This window comes from Pseudolysinimonas sp. (genome assembly GCF_031389465.1).
In the GTDB taxonomy this organism is placed as follows: Bacteria; Actinomycetota; Actinomycetes; order Actinomycetales; family Microbacteriaceae; genus Pseudolysinimonas_A.
Genome location: NZ_JANMSQ010000186.1, coordinates 1 through 14135, shown reverse-complemented (window position 1 = coordinate 14135; position 14135 = coordinate 1). Strand labels below are relative to the sequence as shown.

Here is a 14135-nt window from a genome sequence, read left to right as displayed (position 1 = left end):
GGGCGACTCGCCTCAGGTCGACAAGGTATGGCAGATGCACCTCGGCGACCTCGAGAAACTCGCCGAGTCCGGTGGCAAGGTCACCGACGCCGACCTCGAGAAGCGCCGCACCACCGCCAAGGGCAAAGACATGGCGACGCTCATCTACACCTCAGGCTCGACGGGCACGCCGAAGGGCTGCATCCTCACCCACTCCAACTTCGTCGACCTCAGCCGCAACGCCGCCGTCGCGATGGACGAGGTCGTCAACACGCCGGGCGCATCGACCCTCTTGTTCATCACGACCGCGCACGTCTTCGCGCGCTTCATCTCGATCCTCTCGATTCACGCGGGCGTCAAGGTGGGACACCAGTCCGACACCAAGAAGCTCGTCGAATCGCTCGGATCCTTCAAGCCGACCTTCCTTCTCGCCGTACCTCGCGTGTTCGAGAAGGTCTATAACTCGGCCGAGCAGAAGGCGATCGCCGGCGGCAAGGGCAACATCTTCCATAAGGCCGTTGAGACCGCGATCGAGCACTCGAAGGCCATCGACGCCGGCAAGATCCCGCTCGGGCTGAAGCTCAAGTTCGCGCTCTTCAACAAGCTCGTGTACGGCAAGCTCAAGGCGGTCATGGGCGGCAACGTGAAGTACGCGGTGTCGGGTGGCGCGCCGCTCGGCCCTCGGCTCGGGCACTTCTACCGGAGCCTCGACGTGAAGATCCTCGAAGGCTACGGGCTCACCGAGACGTCGGCACCCGCGACCGTGAACCGCGCCGACAAGTTCAAAATCGGCACGGTCGGACCCGCACTTCCCGGCAACGGCATCAAGATCGCCGAGGACGGTGAGGTGCTCGTCAAGGGCATCGCGGTGTTCGACGGGTATTGGAAGAACGAGAAGGCGACGAAGGAGACCTTCGACGGCGAGTGGTTCAAGACTGGCGACATTGGGGAGCTCGATGACGACGGCTACCTCAAGATCACCGGCCGCAAGAAGGAGATCATCGTCACGTCGGCGGGCAAGAACGTCTCGCCGGCCCTGCTCGAGGATCCGATTCGTGCCAATCCGATCATCGGCCAGGTCGTCGTCGTCGGAGACCAGAAGCCGTTCATCTCGGCCCTGGTGACGCTCGACGCCGAAATGCTCCCGCAATGGCTCACCAGCAACGGTGAGTCGGCGACGATGTCTCTGGATGAGGCGGCCACGAACCCGAAAGTCATTGCGGAGGTGCAGAAGGCGGTGGATGCCGCGAACGCTCGCGTCTCCCGCGCGGAGTCGATCCGCAAGTTCACGATCCTGGCGACCGAGTTCACGGAAGTCAGCGGGCACCTCACGCCGAAGATGTCGATCAAACGCGGCCCGATCATGAAGGACTTCGGGTCACAAATCGAAGCCATGTATGAGCAGCCCGCCACCCAGGGCGAATCCCTCGTCCACTAGCCCTAGCGAAACACGACCGACCGAGCCGCCCCAGGGAAACTTGGGGCGGCTCGGTCGTCTGACGAGCAGCTCAGCCGGTGGGCGACGGGGTGCGGTTCATGGTGTGGTGGGCGTCTACGGGCGGAACCGCAGTCCGTCGCCCACCGGCGTCACGGAGCCCGGAACCAGGTAGCAGAACGAATGAGACGCATGGCCTCACGCTTGGTCTCCGGCTCGAGCCCCTCGATGTAGAGCCGACCTTCGAGGTGGTCACACTCGTGCTGAAGGGCTTGCGCCATCAACCCTTCGCCGGAGACTTCCACGGGGTTGCCGTCCGCGTCGACGCCGGTGACGCGAGCCCAGGGGTGGCGGAGCCGTGGAAAGTAGAACCCGGGTACCGAGAGGCACCCTTCGTCGACGAGTTCGGGCTCGCCGGTGACTTCGAGGACGGGGTTGAAGATGTAGCCGATCGCGCCGTCGATGTTGTAGCTGAAGGCGCGAAGACCGATGCCGATCTGGTTGGCTGCGACGCCGGCTCGCCCTTCGGGGGTGACCGAGTCGATGAGGTCATCGGCGAGAGCTGCGAGCTTGGGGTCGCCGGGCACGACAGTTATCGGGTCGGTGCGCGAGCGAAGTACGGGGTCGCCGAACAGCCGGATCTGGCGTTCGGTCACGTCCGCTCGCCCAGGAGGCCGTCGACGACGAGCGCCGCGAGTTGGCGCGCCGAGTCGCGGGTGAACGGCCGAAGTGCCGGGTAGCGCACGACGGACCCGGCGGCGAGTTCGGGGTCGTAGGGAATGCGGACGACGGCGCGCACGCGCGAGCGGAAGTGTTCTTCGATGTCGTGGAGCTTGTCGAGGTCGGTGCCCTGAGTCGAGGCGTTGAGCGCGACGACGGCGTTGGCGACGAGTTCGCCGTAGTTGTTTGCTTCGAGCCAGGTGAGTGTTTCGGAGGCAAGTCTGGCCTCGTCGATGCTGCCACCAGAGACGACGACGACCGCATCGGCACGTTGCAGGGTGGCGCGCATCACCGAGTGCACAACGCCCGTTCCGCAGTCGGTGAGGACGACGCCGTAGTGCGGTGTGACGACGTCGGCGACGACGTTGTAGCCGCCTTCATCGAACGCCTCCGCGAGCAACGGGTCGGAGTCGGACGCTGCGACGTCGAGGCCGGTGGAGTCTTGGGAGAGGTGGCTGAAGAGTTCGTCGAACTGGTCGAGTTCGGGCGCGTGCAGCACGACGTCGCGCACGGTGGAGCGGGTGTGTTTGGTGACCCGATCGGCGAGGGTGCCCCGGTCGGGGTTGGCGTCGATCGCGAGCACCCGGTCGCCGCGCACATCGGCCAGCGCCATTCCGAGCAGGACGGTGATCGTCGTCTTGCCGACGCCGCCTTTGCTGCTGAGGACCGGGACGAACCGAGGACCGTCGTCGAACGGTCGGGCGATCCGCGCGTCGAGAGCCTTGCGGGCGCGCACCGGGGCGGAGTCGCCGAGGTTCACCAGATGCAGGGTCGAGGCGTACACCAGCCCCGGCCAGGTGCCTTCAGGGGCGGGCTTGCGGCCTGGCTTCACTGGCTTGGCGGGCTTCGCCGTCGCCGACTTCGTCGAAATCTCGGGCGTAGCAGTCTCCGCCGGAAGTGGAACAACCTCGGTGGGCTCTTCGGCCGCAGCGTCGGTCACCTCGGAAACGACAGGAATGGTCGAGATCGCGATCGACCTGGTCGACGACGTTGCACCGACCGTTGGGGTCACGGCGATCGCATCGAGCGCGACGACTGCTTCCTCTGGCGGGGCTTCGTGCACGGGCTCCGGCAGGTGCAGGTCAACCGTCAGACTGGGGGGCAGCGCGGTCGCAAGATCGTCGTCGTGGTCTTTGCGCATCCCTCTATTCGACCACGATCAGGAGGTCGCCTGCTTCGACTTGCTCTGTGGCACGGATGGCGAGCCGCTTCACGGTGCCCGCGAGTGGGGTCGTAATGGCGGCTTCCATCTTCATCGCCTCGATCGACGCGATGGGTTGCCCGGCGGTCACGGCGTCACCCTCGCTGACCTTGAGCGTCACGACGCCCGAGAACGGTGCGGCGATCTGGCCGGCCACCGCAGGGTCGGCTTTCTCGGCCGTGGTGGTCTCCACCGCGATCGACAGGTCGCGAACGAAGACCGGTCGCAACTGTCCGTTGATGGTCGTCATGACGGTGCGCATGCCCTGCCCATCGGCTTCGCCGATCGCTTCGAGGGTGAGCAGCAGATCGACGCCCGGTTCGATGGCGACCGTGTGCTCGACGCCGGGCCGGAGCCCGTAGAGGTAGTCGATGGTGTCGACGACGGACAGGTCGCCGAACTGCTCGCGGACCTGTTCGAACTGCGTCGTGGGGCCGGCGAACAGCAACCGGTTGAGCGCCGCGCGACGGCCCGTTGATTCACCTTCGAGCGCTTCGATGTCGGTGGGCTCCAGCGGGGTCACGCCGATCTTCACGGTTCGGCCCGCGAGCACCTTGGTGCGGAACGGCTCCGGCCAGCCACCCGGAAGGTCCCCGAGCTCGCCGGCCATGAACCCGACAACGGAGTCGGGGATGTCGTACTTGTCGGGGTTCTGTTCGAAATCGACGGGGTCGGCGTTCGTCGCCGCGAGTTGCAGCGCGAGGTCACCGACGACCTTCGACGAGGGGGTGACCTTCGGGATGCGGCCAAGGATGCGGTTTGCGGCCGCGTAGTAGTCCTCGATCTTCTCGAACTGGTTTCCGAGACCCAGGGCAATCGCCTGCTGACGCAGGTTCGAGAGCTGGCCACCCGGGATTTCGTGCCGGTACACGCGACCCGTCGGTCCGGGCAGTCCCGATTCGAACGGCTTGTAGGCGCGACGCACGGCCTCCCAGTACGGCTCGAGGTCGCTCGCGGCATCGAGCGAGATGCCGGTATCGCGGTCGGTGTGGGCGGTCGCCGCGATGAGAGCGGAGAGGCTCGGCTGGCTGGTCGTACCGGCCATCGGGGCGCTTGCGGCGTCGACGGCATCCGCACCGGCCCGGGATGCCGCGAGCAGTGTCGCAAGCTGACCGCCCGCGGTGTCATGGGTGTGCACGTGGACGGGCAGCTCGAAGTTCTCGCGCAGCGCAGCGACCAGCTTCTCGGCAGCGCCGGCGCGCAGCAGGCCCGCCATGTCCTTGACGGCGAGGATGTGGGCACCGGAACTGACCATCTGCTCGGCGAGTTTCAAGTAGTAGTCGAGCGTGTAGAGCTTCTCGGCCGGGTCGAGGAGATCGCCGGTGTAGCAGAGCGCGACCTCGGCGACGGCGGTGCCGGTGTTCAGGACCGCGTCGATCGCCGGCGTCATCTGGTCGACGTCGTTGAGGGCGTCGAAGATACGGAAGATGTCGACGCCGGTCGCCGCAGCCTCGGTGACGAACGCGTCGGTCACCTCGGTCGGATAGGGCGTGTAGCCGACAGTGTTGCGGCCACGCAGCAGCATCTGAATGGCGATGTTCGGCAGCGCCTCCCGCATCGCCGCCAGCCGCTCCCACGGGTCTTCGCCGAGGAACCGCAGAGCCACGTCGTAGGTCGCGCCGCCCCACGCTTCGATCGACAGCAGGCCCGGCGTCATTCGCGCCACGTGCGGCAGTACGGCGACGAGGTCTTTGGTGCGCACCCGAGTCGCGAGCAGCGACTGGTGAGCGTCACGGAATGTCGTGTCAGTCACCGCGAGCGGGGTCTGGGCGCGCAGCGCCGCCGCGAAGCCCGCTGGGCCGAGCTCGAGCAGCCTCTGCCGCGAACCGTCGGGTGCGGGAGCCTCGAGGTCAACCTCGGGCAGCTTCAGCGCGGGGTCGATGGTGCCGGCACCATCGCCGTTGGGCTGGTTGACGGTGACATCGGCGAGCCAGTTGAGGATCTTCGAGCCGCGGTCCCGCGACTCCCGGCCGCGCACGAGCCACGGGCGCTCCTCGATGAACGCCGTCGAGAGGTCGCCGGCGACGAAATCGGGGTCGTCGAGTACCGCCTGCAGGAACGGAATGTTGGTGGTCACCCCGCGCAGCCGGAACTCGGCCAGGCCGCGACGCGCCCGCCGCACGGCCGCCGGGAAGTCGCGCCCACGACAGGTCATCTTCACGAGCATCGAGTCGAAGTGCGGCGACACCTGTGCCCCCGCCGCAACCGTGCCGCCGTCGAGGCGCACCCCCGCACCGCCCGGCGAGCGGTAGGTCGTGATCTTGCCGGTGTCGGGGCGGAAGCCGGACGCCGGGTCCTCGGTCGTGATGCGGCACTGCAGGGCCGCGCCGTGCAACTGCACCTGGTCTTGGGTCAACCCGAGATCGGCGAGCGATTCCCCCGCGGCGATGCGCATCTGCGACTGAACCAGGTCGACATCCGTGACCTCCTCGGTCACCGTGTGCTCGACCTGGATTCGCGGGTTCATCTCGATGAAGACGTGCTGGCCGGCCCGCTCCCCCGCCGTGTCGAGCAGGAACTCGACAGTGCCGGCGTTGACATATCCGATCGACTTGGCGAAGGCGACGGCATCCCGGAACATCGCCTGCCGGATCGCGTCGTCCAGGTTCGGCGCCGGGGCAATCTCAATCACCTTCTGGTGGCGGCGCTGCACCGAGCAGTCCCGCTCGAACAGGTGAATCGTCTCCCCCGTCGAATCGGCGAGAATCTGCACTTCGATGTGCCGGGGACGCACGACCGCCTGCTCGATGAACATGGTCGGGTCGCCGAACGCGCTGTCGGCCTCGCGCATTGCCGCCTCGAGCGCCGGGCGCAGCTCCTCGGGGGTGTCGACGCGCCGCATTCCACGACCGCCACCACCCGCAACCGCCTTCGCGAAGACGGGAAAGCCGATCTCGTCGGCGCCCTTGACCAGCGCGTCGAGGTCGGTGGTCGCCGGGGTCGACTTCAACACCGGAACTCCTGCGGAGATCGCATGCTCTTTCGCGGTGACCTTGTTGCCGGCCATCTCGAGCACAGTCCGGCCCGGCCCAATGAAGGTGATCCCGTTCTGGGCAGCCGCCTCGGCGAGATCGGGGTTCTCCGACAGGAAGCCGTAGCCGGGATAAATCGCGTCGGCACCCGACTCCTTCGCCACCCGGATGATCTCTGCGACGTCGAGGTAGGCCCGAACCGGGTGCCCCTCCTCGCCGATCAGGTAGGCCTCGTCGGCCTTCAAGCGGTGCAACGAGTTGCGGTCCTCGTACGGGTAGACGGCCACCGTCTTTGCACCGAGCTCGTATGCGGCCCGGAACGCCCGGATCGCGATCTCACCACGGTTCGCGACCAGGATCTTGCGGAACATGGAGTCCTTTTCGATGGGCGAGGCGAGCGGTGGCGCTGACAGTCCTTTCAGGGTACTGAAGGTAGGCTCCCTAATCGTGCATGTGCTCAGCGTCAGCTCCCTCAAAGGGGGCGTGGGAAAGACCACGGTGACGCTCGGGCTCGCATCCGCCGCCTTCGCTCGAGGCCTGTCGACCCTCGTCGTCGACCTCGACCCGCAGTCCGACGTCTCCACCGGGATGGATATCGACGTCGCCGGACGCCTCAACGTCGCCGACGTGCTCGCCTCGCCGAAAGAGAAGATCGTGCGCGCCGCGATCGCCAAGAGCGGCTGGACCAAGGGCCGCCAGGGTGTCGTCGACGTGCTCATCGGATCGCCGTCCGCCATCAATTTCGACGGACCTCACCCCAGCATCCGTGACATCTGGAAGCTCGAAGAAGCCCTCGCCCACGTCGAGCGCGACTACGAACTCGTGCTGATCGACTGCGCCCCCTCGCTCAACGCCCTCACCCGTACCGCATGGGCGGCATCCGACCGCGTCGCCGTCGTCACCGAGCCCGGACTGTTCTCGGTTGCCGCCGCCGACCGCGCGCTGCGCGCGATCGAAGAGATCCGCCGCGGCCTCTCCCCCCGCCTCCAGCCGCTCGGCATCGTCGTCAACCGCGCTCGGGTGCAATCACTCGAGCACCAGTTCCGCATCAAAGAGCTGCGCGACATGTTCGGCCCCCTCGTGCTCTCCCCCCAGTTGCCGGAACGTACGTCTCTGCAGCAGGCCCAAGGCGCCGCGAAGCCCCTCCACATCTGGCCCGGCGACGGAGCCCAAGAAATGGCCCGCAACTTCGACCAGCTCCTCGAGCGCGTCATGCGAACCGCCCGCCTCAACGATGGCGATCAGGCCGCAGGCTGACCCGCCTTTTTTCAGGACGGATGACCGCACCGCTTCGTCGAGCCAGCGGAGCGCGGGTTCAATGCGCGAGTCAATCGGGGTAGGGGTCCCCGCTCTTGACTCGCGCGTTGAAGCCGCGCGAAGCGGAGGAACTACGAAGCAGCGCGCGCAGCCCGACGCGCCGCGAGTTCGTCGGAGGGGTCTTCTGCCGGGGAGAACTCGACATCGACGAGGTTGCTTTCGACTTCGCGGAGCACCTTGCCGACCGCGATCCCGAAGACGCCCTGGCCCTGGCTGACGAGGTCGATGACCTCTTCGTCGGAGGTGCAGAGGTAGACCGAGGCGCCGTCGCTCATGAGGGTCGTCTGGGCGAGGTCATTGATGCCGGAGCTGCGGAGCTGCTCGACCGCGACCCGGATCTGTTGAAGCGAGATACCGGTGTCGAGGAGGCGCTTGACGAGTTTGAGCACGAGGATGTCGCGGAAGCCATAGAGGCGCTGCGAGCCGGATCCGGCGGCGCTGCGCACGGTCGGCTCGACGAGCTGGGTGCGAGCCCAATAGTCGAGCTGGCGGTAGCTGATACCGGCCGCTTTCGCCGCGACGGTGCCGCGGTATCCGGCGTCTTCGTCGAGTTCGGGAAGACCGTCGGTGAACAGCACGGGCTCGGCCGCATATCGCGAGGCGTCGCTCCGGGTCACTTCAGCCATATCGCTTCCCTAACCTTCAGGTTGAACTTGAGGTTCAAGCTCCTTCGCGATCTCACGCTACCCCGCATCCGAAAGAGCGACAACGACATCCGGGCGTGTCGCATTCGGATTTGTCAGAGCTTGCCGAGCGCGCTGCGGATGAGGCTCGATCGAACGATCTCCAGCTGGCCGGCGATCTCGCGAGCCATCTCGAGCGCCTTCGCCCGACTCGATGCGTCCTTGCGTCGCGTCACCGGGATGAGGGCGCTCTCGATGAGGCCGAGTTCGCGTTCCGCGGCGGCTCGGAACCCGCGGAGGTGCCGGGGCTCGATGCCGGTGCGCTGCAGTTCGACGAGAGCACGAAGCACCGAAAGCGCATCCTCACCGAAGTGCTCCCCCGCGACGATCAGCGACGCAGAGATCGCGTCGCCGAGGAGCATCGCGTTGGCGCCCGATTCCTTGATGAGCTCCGAGCGGGTCAGTCGGCGGTCGCCAGAGAGCATCGACGGGGCCGCGACCGTCGCGCCGCCGGGCAACACCGGCTCGCGGCCGGCGTCGAGATCGTCGAGGTAGGAGCGGATGACCTTCAGCGGCAGGTAGTAGTCGCGCTGCATCGAGAGCACGAGGCGAAGCCGCTCGAGATCGGCGGGCGAGAACTTGCGGTACCCGGACTCCGTTCGAGACGGGGTCACCAGGTTGCGCTCTTCGAGGAAACGCAGCTTCGAGGGCGACAGGTCGGGGAACTCTGGGCTCAGTCGTGCCAGTACCTGGCCGATGCTGAGAAGACTCGATCCCCCCGACGCTCGCGCCGGGGATGCAGCTGCGGCCACTAGTTGCCCGTCGCCTTGTCGAGGCGCGAGGCGTAAAACGTCAATCGGAACTTGCCAACCTGCACTTCGGCTCCATCGCTCAGCAGGGCGGATTCAATGCGGACGCCGTCGAAGTACGTTCCGTTGAGCGACCCGAGGTCGCGCACCTGAAACGCCGTGCCTACTCGCACGAAGTCGGCGTGGCGACGCGACACTGTCACGTCGTCGAGGAAGATGTCAGCCTCGGGGTGACGGCCGGCGGTGGTCAGGTCAGCGTCCAGCAGGAATCGCGCCCCGATGTTCGGGCCGCGACGCACCACGAGCAGCGCCGACCCCGACGGCAACGCCGCGATCGCCGCCTGCTCATCGGGCGAGATCCCCGCTTCGAGGGCGGCGAGCTGCGCGACGAACTCATCGGTGAAGTGCGCCGTCGTGTCGTTCGAAGGCTGCCCCTCGTTCGGCTCGACCATCCTGACCTCCTACCGATCCACAGTATCGGATGCGCTCGCGGGCGCCACCAGGACTTCGCGGATCATCCGACCTGCTTGGAGGATGTACGCGATGCCGGCCCACCAGTACAGGAAGACGCCCCAGATGGCCGCCGCCCAGCCGAGCGGGAGGGCCACGGCCGCGACATCCGGGAACGCAGCCGCGGCCAACAGCACGGGCATCGCGAACAGAATCGCGAACGTGCCCATCTTGCCGAGGTGGTGCACCGGGAGCGGCCCGAAGCGATGACTGGCGAGCACCACGCCGAGCACCAAGAGCAGCAGGTCGCGCGCGATGATGACCGCGACGAGCCACCAGGGCAGCACGCCCACGTAAGCCAGGCCGAGCAACGTCGCCAGGATGAACAGTCGGTCGGCCGCCGGGTCGAGCAACTGACCGAGCCTGCTGATCTGATTGAAGTGCCGCGCGATGTAGCCGTCGACGAAGTCCGTGATCGCCGAGACCGCGATCACCAGGAGCGCCCAGCCCAGGTGACCGAGCACCAGGTGGACGAGGAAAACGGGGATCAGCAGAAGCCGGAACAACGACAGGATGTTCGGGATCGTCACGATCCGCGAACTCACCGGCGGCGCCGCGTCGTTGTGCTGCACAGCCCCACCTCCCTCGCACATCCTAGGCTCGATCCCATGCATCCCCTCGTCGTCGTGGTCGCGGTCGCCAGCGTTGTCGCCACGTTCTGTTGGATCGCGTCGCTGGTCAGCCGCGATCACTCCTGGGTCGACCGCCTGTGGTCGATCGTCCCGGTCGTCTACGTCTGGATCTTCGCCGGAGCCGCCGGGTTCGGCGACGCACGGCTGAACATCATGGCGGGCATCGTGACGCTCTGGGGCGCGCGGCTGACGTACAACTTCGCTCGCAAGGGCGGATACACCGGAACCGAGGACTACCGCTGGCCGATCCTGCGCGAACGCATGAGTACGGCGCAGTTCGCGGTCTTCAACATCTTCTTCGTCGTGCTCTACCAGCACGCGCTGCTGGTGCTCATCACGCTGCCCGCCTATACGGCGTACGAGCACCGCGGGACGTCGGTCGGCATCCTCGACTTCCTCGTCGCGTTCGGCTTTCTCATGTTGCTCGCCGGTGAGACGATCGCCGACCAGCAGCAGTGGGACTTCCACCAGGGGAAGAAGGCGGCCCGCACGGCCGGCCGGGAGCCGTCGACCCGTTTCCTGCAGACCGGGCTGTGGCGCTATTCGCGGCACCCGAACTTCTTCTTCGAACAAGCTCAGTGGTGGGCGTTCTTCTTCTTCGGCGCGATTGCCGCGGGGTCGGTGCTGCAGTGGACGGTGCTCGGCGCCGCCTTGCTCACCGGCCTGTTCGTCGGCTCGACGATTTTCACCGAGAGCATCACGAAGTCCAAGTACCCGGAGTACGGCGAGTATCAGGCGACGACCTCCGCGATCATTCCTCTTCCGCCGCGTCGCACCCGCGTCGCCCGCCCCGCCTGAGTTAGCGTCGACCGCATGTCGTGCATCCGGTTCAACACCCCGGCGCAGCGAAAGCAGCTCGCGGCGATGGCCCCGGCGATGGTGACCGCGGCGGAGGTCGCGGCGCGACATCCTGCTCCCCCGGTGACCGCGAGCAAGGTCGCGCGCCTCCGCCTCCTCGCCCGACACGAGAACCCGAAGATCCGCGAGAGCGTCGCCAGCAGCTACCACGCACCAGCGGATGTCGTAGCGGCTCTCGCGAAAGATCCGGAGGTCGGGGTGCGGGCTTGGCTCGCTCGCAACGAGACCACGCCGTGCGACATCCTGCGCGACCTGGCCCACGACGAGGACGAGACCGTGCGCGGCTGGGTGGCGCTGAACTTCTTCGTTCCCGCCGACGTCATGGACGAGCTCTCCGATGACCCGAGTCCGATCGTGCGCGGGCTTGTCGCGTGGAAGGCCGGGCTCGCCGAGGAATCAGTCCAGGACTCAGCTACCCATCAGCTCGTCGAGGCGTGACCTGAGGTCGGGCCAGCCCGCACCGAATCCTGGATGCAGCGAGAGGTCGCCGATCTTGTCGAACGGCACCCAGTCGAGAGCCTCGCTCTCGGCGTCGCCCAGGATGGGGATGAACAGGTCGTCCGTACGCGCGAGCACCGTCGTGTACGACCAGTAGCCGAGATCGAACACCGACGTGCCGAGCACGGTGACCAGCTCGGGCGGCACGCCGGCTTCCTCGTCGGCTTCGCGGATCGCCGCGGCCTCGGGAGACTCTCCGGCTTTGCGAGCGCCCCCGGGCAGCCCCCAGGTGCCGCCGAGGTGACTCCATACCGCGCGCAGTTGTAGCAGAACGCCGGCATCCGGATGCGCGAGCAGCAGCCTGGCGGCGCCGAACGTTCCCCAGTAGCGGCCCTGCGGGCCATCCACCCAAGCGTCCTCGGGACCCCGTGGGCGCCGCGCAGCTGGGTCGTGGGAGGCGCGGGTCACGCGCTCCACTCTAGAAGCCCGCTGGCCGAGCACGCTGGTCGAGAAGCGGCGGGCTTAGGGTCGACGCATGGCCGATCGCCTCGACGCATGGATCTGGGCGGTGCGCCTGCTCAAGTCCCGATCCGCCGCGACCGCGATGGTGCGCTCGGGGCACGTACGGCTCAACGGGGAACGCGCCAAGGCCGCGCAACCGGTGAAGGTCGGTGACGAGGTGCGGCTGCGCACGGGCGACGTCAACCGGATCATCGTGGTGCGCCAGGTACTCGCCAAGCGCGTCGGCGCGCCGCTGGCAGCCCTCGCCTACGACGACTTGACCCCCGCTCCCCTGCCCCCCGAGGAACGGGTGCTGGTCGCGACGCGCGAACGCGGGGCGGGCCGCCCGACGAAGCGCGATCGCCGCGCCATCGACCGACTGACCCACCCGGCCGATCGCTTAGCGGGCGACGTTGACCAATCCGCTGAAGCCCTCGGGAACGATGACGAGGTTGCCCGCCGCCGCTAGCTCCTTGAGCGTGTCCAGGTAGCGCTGCTGGAGAATTGCGGGCGTGAGGCTCGCGTTGAGGATCGCGTTGGCATCCGCCTCGGCCTGCGCCTGCACCACCTTCTGCTGCGCCGAGATCTGCACCGCCTCGAGCTTCGCCTGCTCGGTCTGCACGTTGATTTGCGCCTCCTGCGCCGCGGCATAGGCGGCCGTCACACTCTCGCCGTAACGGATCTCTTGCAGAGCGACGTCTTCGACGATGATGCCGTCGTCTTCCCAGCGCCGCTCAAGGGCTTCGAGAATCGCGTTCTGCACGGAGTCGCGGTCGGTGAGCATCTCGAGAGTGTCGAAACGACCCGGCACCGAGCGCACCACCGAGCGGATGTCGTTGAAGATGAGGCGTGTGCGGAGGTTTTCTTCGTTGTAGTAGGCGCTGTAGATGTCGATCACCGAGTCAGGGTCGAGCGAGTAACGGATCGCGATGTCGATGTTCGCCGTGACGCCCTCGGCATCCTGCACCGTGATCTGCGGGCCGTCGGGTGCCCCGCCGATGTTGTCGCCCTCGCCGAAGGACTGCTCGGTCACGAAGACGGCGCGCTGGTTGCGCACGTCGAATGTCACGGTGTCGACCCAGGGCGCCTTCCAGTGGAGACCCGGCGCCGTCTCGTAGCCGACGATGGCCCCGGTCCAGTCGCGCAGCACGTTCGCCTGCCCGACGTCTTGGCGGAAGAACGAGGTGAAGGCGAGAAGGGTTGCGCCGATCACGAAGAGCACGACCGCCGCCCAGCGCGCGGCGCGCGAGATGATGACGTTCGTGCCGCGGCGGAACGCGCTGCCGTTCGGCGTCTCGCCGGCGGCGACGACTCGCGCCTTTGCGTTGGACGCCGCCACGATCAGGGCGATGACCCCCGCGAGGAGGAAGAGCAGGCTGACGATGAACATGGGGTCAGACTACTGACGCCACGCCACTCGTGAGGAGTGCTACTTTTTCGCGGTGGTTGCGGCAGCGGCGGCGGGGGTTGAACGCGACAGACCGCGCTCGATGGCGGCGATGACTTCGGGCGCGTCGGGCTGCACCTTGGGACGGAAGCGCGACACCTCGCCGTCCGGCGAGATGACGAACTTCTCGAAGTTCCACCGCACCTTGCCGGCTTCGCCGCCGTCGGCGTCTGGCTCGTGGGTGAGGGCGGCGTAGAGCGGGTGCTTGCGCATCCCGTTGACCCGGGTCTTGTCCATCAGCGGGAACGTGACGCCGTAGGTCGTCGAGCAGAACTCTTTGATGTCTTCAGTCGAGCCGGGCTCCTGACCGAGGAATTGGTTGCACGGAAAGCCGACGACGGTGAAGCCCTGATCGGCGTACTGCTTCTGCAACGCTTCGAGCTTCGAGTACTGGGGGGTGAGACCGCACTTGGAGGCGACGTTCACCACGAGCAGGGTCTGCTCACCGAAATCGGCGAGGGATGTCTTCTTCCCGTCGATCGTCGTGAATTTGATCCGCCGCACACTCGTGTCTATCGCCATGGTTCGAGGCTAGTTCGCCACCACCCGGGTTCGCTGGGAGCGGCGTGGTTCGCTTCAGCGGACGGCCCGGGAAACCAGGAACGCCCGGCGCGAGGGGGGCCGGGCGTTTACCGCTAATGGGGGGTTGCGGGGGGCATTTTGTGGGGTGCGGGGGGGCGGGGTAGGGGGGGA

15 protein-coding genes are annotated in these 14135 nt (G+C 67.0%); 5 read left to right on the top strand and 10 right to left on the bottom strand.

Going from position 1 to position 14135, the window contains the following annotated elements; genetic code table 11:
* A partial coding sequence (locus RMO30_RS07530; protein ID WP_309711479.1) for an AMP-binding protein occupies positions 1–1417 on the top strand: 1417 nt, incomplete at its 5' end.
* A gap of 149 nt (positions 1418–1566) precedes the next feature.
* Here RMO30_RS07530 and RMO30_RS07525 read toward each other — a convergent pair.
* The 3 genes from RMO30_RS07525 to RMO30_RS07515 are packed head-to-tail and all read right to left on the bottom strand — an operon-like array spanning position 1567 to position 6678.
* The gene (locus RMO30_RS07525; protein ID WP_309711477.1) at positions 1567–2070 is read right to left on the bottom strand and encodes a peptide deformylase; all 504 of its coding nucleotides are present in this window, start codon (positions 2068–2070) and stop codon (positions 1567–1569) included.
* Positions 2067–3275, bottom strand: a complete 1209-nt coding sequence (locus RMO30_RS07520) for an AAA family ATPase (RefSeq protein ID WP_309711475.1) — start codon at positions 3273–3275, stop codon at positions 2067–2069. Before RMO30_RS07520 ends, RMO30_RS07525 begins: the two co-directional genes overlap by 4 nt.
* Positions 3276–3279: 4 nt before the next feature.
* Positions 3280–6678 (bottom strand): pyruvate carboxylase, encoded by a 3399-nt coding sequence (locus RMO30_RS07515; RefSeq protein ID WP_309711472.1) that lies wholly within the window; start codon positions 6676–6678, stop codon positions 3280–3282.
* Positions 6679–6754: 76 nt separating this feature from the next.
* Here RMO30_RS07515 and RMO30_RS07510 point away from each other — a divergent pair, with 76 nt between their 5' ends.
* Complete coding sequence (locus tag RMO30_RS07510; RefSeq protein WP_309711471.1) at positions 6755–7564, top strand: ParA family protein; 810 nt, start codon at positions 6755–6757, stop codon at positions 7562–7564.
* A 131-nt stretch (positions 7565–7695) separates the two neighbouring features.
* On the opposite strand, the gene RMO30_RS07505 is transcribed toward RMO30_RS07510, so the two are convergent.
* The 4 genes from RMO30_RS07505 to RMO30_RS07490 all read right to left on the bottom strand — a co-directional run bounded on the left by RMO30_RS07505 (position 7696) and on the right by RMO30_RS07490 (position 10138).
* Complete coding sequence (locus tag RMO30_RS07505) at positions 7696–8250, bottom strand: MerR family transcriptional regulator (protein ID WP_309711469.1); 555 nt, start codon at positions 8248–8250, stop codon at positions 7696–7698.
* Positions 8251–8363: 113 nt separating this feature from the next.
* Positions 8364–9059: a MerR family transcriptional regulator gene (locus tag RMO30_RS07500; protein ID WP_309711467.1), complete on the bottom strand. Its 696-nt coding sequence runs from the start codon at positions 9057–9059 to the stop codon at positions 8364–8366.
* Entirely contained in the window at positions 9059–9508 is a 450-nt protein-coding gene (locus RMO30_RS07495; protein WP_309711465.1) for an FHA domain-containing protein, read from the bottom strand. Before RMO30_RS07495 ends, RMO30_RS07500 begins: the two co-directional genes overlap by 1 nt.
* A gap of 9 nt (positions 9509–9517) precedes the next feature.
* On the bottom strand, positions 9518–10138 hold the full coding sequence (locus tag RMO30_RS07490) for a CDP-alcohol phosphatidyltransferase family protein (protein WP_309711463.1): 621 nt from the start codon (positions 10136–10138) through the stop codon (positions 9518–9520).
* A gap of 36 nt (positions 10139–10174) precedes the next feature.
* On the opposite strand from RMO30_RS07490, the gene RMO30_RS07485 reads away from it, so the two are divergent.
* Positions 10175–10996, top strand: coding sequence for a DUF1295 domain-containing protein (locus tag RMO30_RS07485; RefSeq protein ID WP_309711461.1), 822 nt, complete (start codon positions 10175–10177; stop codon positions 10994–10996).
* Positions 10997–11011: 15 nt separating this feature from the next.
* On the top strand, positions 11012–11494 hold the full coding sequence (locus tag RMO30_RS07480) for a hypothetical protein (protein WP_309711459.1): 483 nt from the start codon (positions 11012–11014) through the stop codon (positions 11492–11494).
* Here the strand turns inward: RMO30_RS07480 and RMO30_RS07475 are convergent.
* Positions 11465–11962 carry an NUDIX hydrolase gene (locus RMO30_RS07475; RefSeq protein WP_309711456.1) on the bottom strand — a complete coding sequence of 166 codons (498 nt, stop codon included), beginning with the start codon at positions 11960–11962 and terminating at the stop codon, positions 11465–11467. The genes RMO30_RS07480 and RMO30_RS07475 overlap by 30 nt on opposite strands.
* A 67-nt stretch (positions 11963–12029) precedes the next feature.
* Between RMO30_RS07475 and RMO30_RS07470 the strand changes: the two genes are divergently transcribed.
* Positions 12030–12464, top strand: a complete 435-nt coding sequence (locus RMO30_RS07470; protein ID WP_309711454.1) for an RNA-binding S4 domain-containing protein — start codon at positions 12030–12032, stop codon at positions 12462–12464.
* Here the strand turns inward: RMO30_RS07470 and RMO30_RS07465 are convergent.
* Together RMO30_RS07465 and RMO30_RS07460 are read right to left on the bottom strand one after the other, a co-directional pair.
* A complete protein-coding gene (locus tag RMO30_RS07465) occupies positions 12396–13385 on the bottom strand; it encodes a prohibitin family protein (protein ID WP_309711452.1) in 990 nt (329 codons plus the stop codon). The genes RMO30_RS07470 and RMO30_RS07465 overlap by 69 nt on opposite strands.
* 39 nt (positions 13386–13424) lie before the next feature.
* Entirely contained in the window at positions 13425–13964 is a 540-nt protein-coding gene (locus RMO30_RS07460) for a glutathione peroxidase (RefSeq protein WP_309711449.1), read from the bottom strand.
* Between the last annotated feature and the right edge of the window lie 171 nt (positions 13965–14135).